This is a genomic window from Streptomyces sp. 15-116A (genome assembly GCF_025290915.1).
GTDB lineage: Bacteria > Actinomycetota > Actinomycetes > Streptomycetales > Streptomycetaceae > Streptomyces.
Window position 1 is genome coordinate 1 of the sequence record NZ_JAOCQE010000256.1, and the last position, 9,386, is coordinate 9,386.

General features: G+C 72.0%; 9 protein-coding genes. 6 read left to right on the plus strand and 3 right to left on the minus strand.

What is annotated here, in order from left to right:
- From N4P33_RS28540 to N4P33_RS28560, 5 genes are all read left to right on the plus strand, one after another.
- Nucleotides 1-334, plus strand: a 334-nt coding sequence (locus N4P33_RS28540) for a lysylphosphatidylglycerol synthase domain-containing protein (protein ID WP_260829729.1), incomplete at its 5' end; no start/stop codon positions are given.
- Nucleotides 335-379: 45 nt separating this feature from the next.
- A complete protein-coding gene (locus N4P33_RS28545) occupies nt 380-1,144 on the plus strand; it encodes a crotonase/enoyl-CoA hydratase family protein (RefSeq protein WP_260829730.1) in 765 nt (254 codons plus the stop codon).
- A 204-nt stretch (nt 1,145-1,348) separates the two neighbouring features.
- The gene (locus tag N4P33_RS28550) at nt 1,349-2,446 is read left to right on the plus strand and encodes a mechanosensitive ion channel family protein (RefSeq protein ID WP_260829731.1); all 1,098 of its coding nucleotides are present in this window, start codon (nt 1,349-1,351) and stop codon (nt 2,444-2,446) included.
- A 177-nt stretch (nt 2,447-2,623) separates the two neighbouring features.
- Nucleotides 2,624-4,843 carry an NADP-dependent isocitrate dehydrogenase gene (locus tag N4P33_RS28555; RefSeq protein WP_260829732.1) on the plus strand — a complete coding sequence of 740 codons (2,220 nt, stop codon included), beginning with the start codon at nt 2,624-2,626 and terminating at the stop codon, nt 4,841-4,843.
- A gap of 97 nt (nt 4,844-4,940) precedes the next feature.
- Nucleotides 4,941-5,738, plus strand: coding sequence for an N-formylglutamate amidohydrolase (locus N4P33_RS28560; RefSeq protein WP_260829733.1), 798 nt, complete (start codon nt 4,941-4,943; stop codon nt 5,736-5,738).
- 18 nt (nt 5,739-5,756) lie between these two features.
- Here N4P33_RS28560 and N4P33_RS28565 read toward each other — a convergent pair whose 3' ends face one another.
- From N4P33_RS28565 to N4P33_RS28575, 3 genes are read right to left on the minus strand one after another with little or no spacing between them, the layout of a single operon-like run.
- Complete coding sequence (locus N4P33_RS28565) at nt 5,757-6,260, minus strand: hypothetical protein (RefSeq protein WP_399030276.1); 504 nt, start codon at nt 6,258-6,260, stop codon at nt 5,757-5,759.
- Nucleotides 6,257-6,832, minus strand: a complete 576-nt coding sequence (locus tag N4P33_RS28570; protein ID WP_260829734.1) for an RNA polymerase sigma factor — start codon at nt 6,830-6,832, stop codon at nt 6,257-6,259. The genes N4P33_RS28565 and N4P33_RS28570 overlap by 4 nt, the downstream gene beginning before the upstream one ends.
- 59 nt (nt 6,833-6,891) lie before the next feature.
- Nucleotides 6,892-8,322 carry a S8/S53 family peptidase gene (locus tag N4P33_RS28575; protein WP_260829735.1) on the minus strand — a complete coding sequence of 477 codons (1,431 nt, stop codon included), beginning with the start codon at nt 8,320-8,322 and terminating at the stop codon, nt 6,892-6,894.
- A gap of 170 nt (nt 8,323-8,492) precedes the next feature.
- On the opposite strand from N4P33_RS28575, the gene N4P33_RS28580 reads away from it, so the two are divergent.
- Nucleotides 8,493-9,386: tetratricopeptide repeat protein (locus N4P33_RS28580; RefSeq protein ID WP_260829737.1), on the plus strand; the 894-nt coding region annotated here is incomplete at its 3' end.

Sequence of the window (9,386 nt, forward strand, 5' to 3'; positions counted from 1 at the left end):
GTCGCGGGCGCTGGCGCTGTGGGGCGGGGCGCTGGCCTTCCCCGCCTTGCAGGCGGCGGCGCTGGTGCTGGTCGGTCTGTCGCTGGGGCTGTCGGTGCCGCCCGCGCACATGGCGGTGGCGTATCTCGCGGCGACGGTCGCGGTCGCGCTGGTGCCGACGCCGGGCGGGCTCGGCTCGGTGGAGGCGGCGCTGATCGTGGCCCTGGTGGCGGTGGGCGGCGCGGCAGCCGTCGCCACGGCGGTGGTTTTGGCGTTCCGGGTCATCACGGTGTGGCTGCCGCTGCTGCCGGGCGCGCTGACGCTGGGGGCGCTGGTGCGGCTGAAGGTCATCTGAGCGTAGGCTGCCCGCCCTTGAGCCTACGGAGAGGGGCACACCGCCATGCCGGTCAGGATCGAGCGCCGGGGACCCGTCACCACCGTCGTCCTGTCCCGCCCCGAGGTGCGCAACGCGGTGGACGGGCCGACGGCCGCCGAACTCGCCGACGCCTTCCGCGCGTTCGAGGCGGACGACGAGGCGCGGGTGGCGGTGCTGTGGGGCGAGGGCGGCACGTTCTGCGCGGGCGCGGACCTCAAGGCGCTCGGCACCGAGCGGAGCAACCGGGTCGCCGAGGACGGGGACGGGCCGATGGGGCCGACCCGGATGCGGCTGTCCAAGCCGGTGATCGCGGCGGTCGCCGGACACGCGGTGGCGGGCGGGCTGGAACTGGCGCTCTGGTGCGATCTGCGGGTCGCCGAGGAGGACGCGGTGTTCGGGGTGTTCTGCCGCCGCTGGGGCGTCCCGCTGATCGACGGCGGTACGGTCCGTCTCCCCCGCCTGATCGGCACGAGCCGCGCGCTGGACCTGATCCTCACCGGGCGGCCGGTGCCCGCCCCGGAGGCGTACGAGATGGGGCTGGCCAACCGTGTGGTGCCGGTCGGGCAGGCCCGCGCCGCCGCCGAGGAACTGGCCGCCGGGATCGCCCGGTTCCCCCAGGACTGCCTGCGCGCCGACCGGGCCTCCGTGCTCGGCCAGGAGGGCCTGGACGAGCCGTCCGCCCTGCGCGGCGAACTCCGGCACGGGTCGGCCGTCCTGGCCGAGAGCCTGAAGGGCGCCGCCCGCTTCGCCTCCGGCGCCGGACGCCATGGTTCCTTCTCGGACGTGTGAGCGTCGCGCGGCACGGTTCGTTCTCGGACGTGTGACCGGCGCCGGTACGAACTGGCCTTCCGGATACGGCAGGATGAGCGACCGTGCCCCTCCCCGGCCCCGTCCGGCCCGGCACGCCGTACATCCCGGAGATTCGAGCAGGTGACGAGACGTGACACGACTTCACATACGGCCGTCGGCGCAGGCGTTCGGCGGAGGTGAGAAGTGACCCGCGAACTCACCGTGGACGACCTGGTGTACGCCGGAATCGCGCTCGCCGCGGGCCTGGTGGCGGCGTTCCTGCTGCGGATGCTGCTGCGCTGGCTCGGCCGGCACGCGGAGAGCACCCGCTGGCGCGGCGACGACGTGATCGTGGACGCGCTGCGCATGATCGTGCCGTGGGCGGCGGTCGCGGGCGGTGCGGCGTCCGCGGCGGCGGCGCTGCCCCTGACCCGGACCGTGCAGCACACCGTCAATCAGGTGCTGACGGTGCTGGTGATCTTCGCGGCGACGGTGGCGGTGGCCCGGGTGGTGGCCGGTCTGGTGCGCTCGGTGACCCAGTCCCGCTCCGGCGTCGCGGGATCCGCGACGATCTTCATGAACATCACCCGGATCCTGGTCCTGGCGATCGGTTTCCTGGTGGCGCTGCAGACGCTGGGCATCTCCATCGCCCCGCTGCTCACCGCCCTCGGCGTCGGCGGTCTCGCGGTCGCGCTGGCCCTCCAGGACACGCTCGCCAACCTCTTCGCGGGCATTCACATCCTCGCCTCCAAGACCGTGCAGCCCGGTGACTACATCCGGCTGAGCAGCGGCGAGGAGGGGTACGTCGAGGACATCAACTGGCGTCAGACGACCGTCCGCGAGCTGTCCAACAACCTCGTGGTGATCCCCAACGGTCAGCTCGCCAAGACGAACATGACCAACTTCATGCGCCCCGAGCAGCAGCTGACGATCCTGGTGCAGGTCGGGGTGTCGTACGACAGCGACCTGGAGCATGTGGAGCGGGTGACGACGGAGGTCGTCGCCGAGGTGATGAAGGAGATCACCGGGGCGGTGCCGGAGCACGAGCCGGCGGTGCGGTTCCACACCTTCGGCGACTCGCGGATCGGGTTCACGGTGATCCTGGGCGTGGGCGAGTTCAGCGACCAGTACCGGATCAAGCACGAGTTCATCAAGCGCCTGCACCGCCGCTACCGCGAGGAGGGCATCCGGATCCCGTCGCCGACGCGGACGGTGGCGCTCCAGCAGGGCACGGTGGTGATCCCGCAGCAGCGCGGCACGGAGCTGGAGCCGGACGACATGACCATCACCCGGCCGCTGTGACCATCACCCGGCCGCTCTGAGCAGGGACACGACGGCGATCGTCCGCCAGGCGCGCGTGCCCGTACGCGGCTGTGGCGGAAGATCGCCGGGAATCCGGCGCGGACCCCTGTCGAGCCGAGGTCGATCACGAGATATCTTGATGTCGAGCAATGTTGCAGACGTGGAGCGGAGCACCCGGTGACTGACTCGACCATCATCTATACGCACACTGACGAGGCCCCGGCCCTGGCGACGTATTCCTTCCTGCCGGTGGTCCAGGCGTACGCCTCGCAGGCGGGTGTCACCGTGGAGACGCGTGACATCTCGCTGGCCGGGCGCATCATCGCCGTCTTCCCGGAGTACCTGACCGAGGACCAGCGCATCCCGGACGCGCTCGCCGAGCTCGGCGAGCTGGCGAAGACGCCCGCGGCCAACATCATCAAGCTGCCGAACATCTCGGCGTCGATCCCGCAGCTCAAGGCCGCGATCGCCGAGCTGCAGGGCCAGGGCTACGCGCTGCCGGACTACCCGGACGACCCGAAGACCGACGAGGAGCGCGAGATCCGCGCCCGCTACGACAAGGTCAAGGGTTCCGCCGTGAACCCGGTGCTGCGTGAGGGCAACTCCGACCGCCGCGCCCCCGCCTCGGTGAAGAACTACGCCAAGAGCCACCCGCACCGCATGGGCGCCTGGACCGCCGAGTCCAAGACCAACGTGGCGACGATGGGCGTGGACGACTTCCGCTCCACCGAGAAGTCGGTCGTCATCGAGGAGGCCGGTGCGCTGCGCATCGAGCTGAAGGGCGACGACGGCTCCACCACCGTGCTGCGCGAGTCCGTACCCGTGCAGCAGGGCGAGGTCGTCGACGCCTCCGTGATGCGCGTCGCCGCGCTGCGCGAGTTCCTCACCGCGCAGGTCGCCCGCGCCAAGCAGGAGGGTGTGCTGTTCTCGGTGCACCTGAAGGCCACGATGATGAAGGTCTCCGACCCGATCATCTTCGGCCACGTGGTGCGCGCCTTCTTCCCGAAGACGTTCGCCCAGTACGGCGACAAGCTCGCCGCGGCCGGCCTGACCCCGAACGACGGTCTGGGCGGCATCTACAAGGGCCTGGAGAGCTTGCCCGAGGGCGCCGAGATCAAGGCCTCCTTCGACGCCGAGCTGGCCGAGGGCCCGGCGCTGGCCATGGTCGACTCCGACAAGGGCATCACCAACCTGCACGTCCCGTCGGACGTCATCGTCGACGCGTCCATGCCGGCGATGATCCGCACCTCCGGCCACATGTGGGGCCCGGACGGCCAGGAGGCCGACACCCTCGCGGTGCTGCCGGACTCGTCGTACTCCGGCGTGTACCAGGCCGTGATCGACGACTGCCGTGCCAACGGCGCCTACGACCCGGCCACCATGGGCTCCGTCCCGAACGTCGGCCTGATGGCGCAGAAGGCCGAGGAGTACGGCAGCCACGACAAGACGTTCGAGATCCCGACCACGGGCACGGTGCGTCTGGTCGACCAGAACGGCAACGTGGTCATCGAGCAGACCGTGTCCGCCGGTGACATCTTCCGCGCCTGCCAGACCAAGGACGCCCCGATCCGCGACTGGGTGAAGCTGGCCGTCACCCGCGCCCGCGCCACCGGCGACCCGGCGGTGTTCTGGCTGGACGAGACCCGCGCCCACGACGCCAACCTGATCGCCAAGGTCAAGCAGTATCTGCCGGAGCACGACACCGAGGGTCTGGACATCCGGATCCTGCCGCCGGTCGAGGCGACGAAGCTGTCGGTGGAGCGCATCCGCCGCGGCGAGAACACCATCTCGGTGACCGGCAACGTGCTGCGCGACTACCTCACCGACCTGTTCCCGATCCTGGAGCTGGGCACCAGCGCCAAGATGCTGTCGGTCGTGCCGCTGATGGCGGGCGGCGGCCTGTTCGAGACGGGCGCCGGCGGCTCGGCGCCGAAGCACGTCCAGCAGCTGGTCAAGGAGAACTACCTGCGCTGGGACTCCCTCGGTGAGTTCTTCGCCCTGGTGCCGTCCTTCGAGCAGTACGCGAAGGTCACGGGCAACGCCAAGGCCCAGGTCCTCGCCGACACCCTGGACCGCGCCACGGCGACCTTCCTCAACGAGGACAAGTCCCCGACCCGTCGCGTCGGCGGCATCGACAACCGCGGCAGCCACTTCTACCTGTCCCTGTACTGGGCGCAGGAGCTGGCCAAGCAGACCGACGACGCGGACCTGGCCAAGGCCTTCGCCCCGCTGGCCGAGACCCTCGCGGCGAACGAGCAGAAGATCGTCGACGAGCTGAACGCCGTCCAGGGCAGCCCGGCCGAGATCGGCGGCTACTACCAGCCGGACCCGGCCAAGGCCGCCAAGGTCATGCGCCCGTCCGCCACGTGGAACGAGGCCCTGGCGTCCCTGAGCTGACGCGGGCCCCTCGCACGGCACCGGGCACCCCGTCTTCCGCCCCGGCGGAGACGGGGTGCCCGTTCCTTTCCCCGACTCGCGCCCCTGGAGCGGCCGTATGACCGATGTCCCGCAGTCCTTCGAGCTTCTTCCCGGTGACGCGGGCTCGTCCGTGATCCTTCATGTGCCGCACTCCTCGCGGGAGATACCGGGCGAGGTCAGGGGCGGCATCGTGCTGAGCGATGGGGAGTTGGCGGGGGAGCTGGATCACATCACCGATGCGCATACGGCCGAGATCGCCGAGGCGGCGGCCTCCGCGGCCGGGGTCACGCCGTGGCGGTTCGTGAATCGGCTGTCCCGGCTGGTCGTTGATCCCGAGCGGTTTCCGGACGAGCGGGAGGAGATGCTGGCGGTCGGGATGGGGGCGGTGTACACGCGGACCACGCACAAGGGAGTGCTGAGGGGCGACGGCTTCGATCCCGGGCCGCTGATCGAGCGGTACTTCCGGCCCTACGCGCGGGCCATGACCGACGTGGTCGCGGACCGGCTCGCCGCTACAGGGCGTGCGGTGATCATCGACGTGCACTCCTATCCCAGCGCGCCGCTCCCCTATGAGCTGCACGGCGACGGTCCCCGGCCCGCCGTGTGCCTGGGCACGGACTCCTTCCACACGCCGGCGTCGCTGCTCGACGCGGCGCGCGGGGCGTTCACCGCGTGCGGGGAGACGGGGCTGGACAGCCCGTTCGCCGGGACGTACGTGCCGCTGGAGTTCTACGGGAAGCGGCCCGAGGTCAGCGCGCTGATGGTGGAGATCCGCCGCGACACGTACATGACCGAGCCGGGCGGTCCCGCCGGGCCGGGTCTGACGAGGCTCGCCTCGGCGCTGGCGGTCCTGGTCGACGCGGTGTCACGCTGACCCGGTCGTACGACGCGCTCATGCCCGCAGCCACTCCGTGATGATCACGTCGGACCCGGTGCGCAGGCGAAGGGCGAACGGGCCGGACGGCGGCGTGTCGGTCGTGAAGCGGCCCATGTCGTCGGCCCTCACCTGGGTGCCCGGCTGGGGGCCGTTCAGGACCTCGATGTCGGCCGCCCCGGGCGGCAGCAGCTGGCCCAGCAGGCCGTCAGCCGTGACCTCGACGTCCAGCGTCACCTCGCCCGCGGTGAAGGTGAGCATGCGGGGCGCGTCCGTCACGCCCCGTACGGGCAGCGCGTCGACCAGGGAGTCGAAGGTCAGCTCGGCCACGCGGGCGTCGAGGTCGTGCAGGGCGTAGGCGTCCACGGCGATCTGGAGCAGCCCGGGCGGCAGCGGGTCGAGGACCGCCGCGGCCCGGCGGAGTTCCTCCTCCAGCAGCCCCATGGCGCCGTCGTCGCTGTCGTCGCCGTTCGGTTCGCCGTCGTACGCGTCGTCGAAGGCGTCGTCGTCGATGCCGTTCACACTGTCCCCCGTGACTCGAGCCGGGCCCGCAGCCGGCGCAGGCAGCGCTGGCGCAGGGGCCCGATGCTGCCCACCGCGATACCGAGCGCGGCGGACACCTCCTGATAGCTGGGCGGCGGCGAGGCGATCAGCACGCGCAGCAACTCCCGGCAGCGCTCGCCCAGTTCCTCGAACTCCTGCCACAGCCGCCGCACCCGCTCGCTCTGCGAGGCGGCCTCCTCGGCCTCCAGCAGCGACTGTTCGGGCGTGCCGTCCTCGCTGACCCGGTCCAGCAGCAGGGGATCGTCGGTGAGCGTCAGCCGGCGCGCGTTCCTGATCACCTTCAGGCACTCGTGGCGTGCCGTGCGGGCCAGCCAGGCGCCCGCCTTGTCCGGTTCCCTCAGCCGCCCCAGGTGCTGGGCGAAGCGGAACCACACGGTCTGGCAGACCTCGTGCGCGTCCGCGTCGGAGAGGCGGTGGGCCCGCACCACGGACCACACCAGGGGGCCCAGCCCCTCCACGATCGCCTTCCAGGCCGCCGCGTCCCCGCCGGCGGCGGACTGGACCAACACGCCGACATCACTACGGTCCACGGTCCCACCCCTCGTGTACGACACGTCATCGTACGCCGTGGAGGGGAGCGTTCCGGTCCTCATGGGCGGGCGGAAGGGCGCACGACCGGCGCAGGCCGCCAGGTCGGGGGCAGCAGCGCGGGGACGTGTGCGCCGCGTACCTCCGCGAACTCGGTGACCGCGTCCAGCAGTTGCCGCCGGGCCTTGCGCGGGTCCGTCTCGGCCTGCGCGGTCATGTGCGCGGCGATCATGCCGACGGCGATCGGGGTCGCGAAGGAGGTGCCGCTCCACTGGGCGAGCCCCTCGAACATCACCTGGTCCGGTTTGCCGGAGCCGCTCTCCTCGCTCAGCACCCCGGTGTGGCGCGGGTGCTGGCAGGTGCAGGTGTAGGAGAAGCCGTAGCGGCAGGCGTCGTAGGTGGAGTGCTGGTAGACGTACGGCACGGGGGTGTCGAAGCCGGTGAGCGCGCTGGTGAGCCGCTCGCCGGGGGCGTACGCCCTTACCCAGGGGCCGTGGTTGGTGAAGCAGGCGCCGAACTCGCCGTCTGCGCGCAGTGCGCCCACGGACAGGACGGCGTTCTCGTAGCCGGGCAGGGTGGCGTAGGCGGCGGGCCAGAACGGCAGGGCGCTCGCGTTGTTGCCGGCGGCCGCGACCAGCAGGGTGCGCTGCTCGCGCAGTTCCTCCATGAAGGCGTCGATGCCGAGCAGTCCGTCGGTGCGGCCGTTGGAGGTGCCGGCGGAGAGGCTGATCACGTCGGGCCAGCCGTCCCGGTCGACGGCCTCGAAGAGTTTGTCGCCGAACTCGGACTCCAGGATGGCGCCCGCGTCGTTGAGCGTGCCGCGCACCGTGATGTCGGTGTTGGGGGCGACGGCCGCGACGAGTCCGGCGATGAACGTGCCGTGGCCGCAGTACTGCTGGAGGATGCCGTCGTCGTCGCACTCCTTGACCTGGGTGTCGCCGCGCGTGTGGGCGAGCAGCGGGTAGGAGCGGTGGTCGCGCATGAGCCCGGTGTCGATGACGAGGACACCGACGGCGGTCTCCGGGTCGTGAGTGCCCTCGGCGGGCGCCGGGTTGGACTGCGTGGTGGCGGGAACGGGCACCGGCTCGTCACCGGGACAGGCGTTGACGGCGATGTGCACCACGTGATTGCGGCTGATCAGGCGGCGTCCGGCGCGGCCCTCCGTCGCGGTGAGCGCGCGCAGGGCGCCCGCGACCGCCGGGTCGCCGCTGCCGTCGCCCTCGCCCGGGTCGGCGACGCGGATGCGGGTGATGCCCGAGCGGTTGGTCTGGGGGCTCACGCGGTGCACCTGGTCCGGGGTGAGTTCGGCGAAGGCGGTGAAGTGCTGCCGCACGGTGTCCTCGACGACGCGGGCCTCCTCGCCGTCGCGGGCGAGGACGACGCCCTTCTCGTAGAGGAACTCGCCCGCGTCGTCGGGGCCGATCGCGAGGGGGACGCCGGGCATCGAGCGCTGGATCTGGGCGAACTGCTCGCGGAATCGCTGTGGTGCCATGGGATGTCCTCCACAGGGGCGACGGCGGCCCCGACGGCCGCCGGGCTTGTCGTGAATGAGAGCCGCCAGGCGGCCGTTTGATACAACGTCAAACCTGTGGGCCGCGGTTGCGGAGCACTACCATCCGTGGGGTGACAGCGGGAGACGACTCGGTGGCGGAACTGCTGCCGATGGTGTTCGCCGCCCCGGGCGAGGCCCTGGCCAGGGCACGACGCGTGCTGGCCGGGCGCCCGGCGCCGCTGCACGCCTCGATCGCCCATCAGGTCATCGGCATCTGGCAGCGGGACTTCGGCGATCTGCGGCTCGCGCTGAAGCATCTGCGGCGGGCCCGGGACCTCGCGGCGCGCGCCGAATCGGCCGAGCGGGAGGCGGACGTCCTCGCCACCCTCGGGGTCGCGCTGGTGCACGCGGGGCGCACCCGGCAGGGCCTGGACGCGCTCGGGCGGGGCGTCGAGCGCGGCACGGGCCACACGCGTGCGCGGGTGCTGTTCCGGAGGGCGTACGCGTGGTGGGTGCTGGGGCATCACAAGGAGGCGCTGGAGGACGTACGGCGGGCGATTCCGGTGCTGCGGCAGACCGGTGACGTCATCTGGACGGCCCGGGCGCTGACCCTGCGGGCGACGGTGCATCTGGCGCTGGGCGCGGTGGAGCGGGCGGACGCCGACTTCACAGCGGCCGAGGCGCTGTGGGACACCACGGGCCAGGAGCACGACAAGGCGGACGCGGTGGAGAGCCGGGGCCTCGCTGCCTTCCGCGCGGGAGACGTGCCCGCCGCGCTGCGGCTGCTCGACGAGGCGGAGAAGCGCTACGCGGGGCTCGGCACGCCCACCTTCATGCTCAACATCCGTCGCTGCGACGTGCTGATGGCGGCCGGGCTGGCCGCCGAGGCGCTCGCGGAGGCGGACGCGGCGATCGAGGTCCTCGACGGGATCGGCGGACAGTCGACCCGCAAGGCGGAGCTGCTGCTTGCCGCAGCGCGGGCGGCCCGGCTGGCCGGTGACCCGCACACGGCGATGGCGCGCGCGGGGCTCGCCGTGCGGCTGTTCGCCGGGCAGCACCGCTCC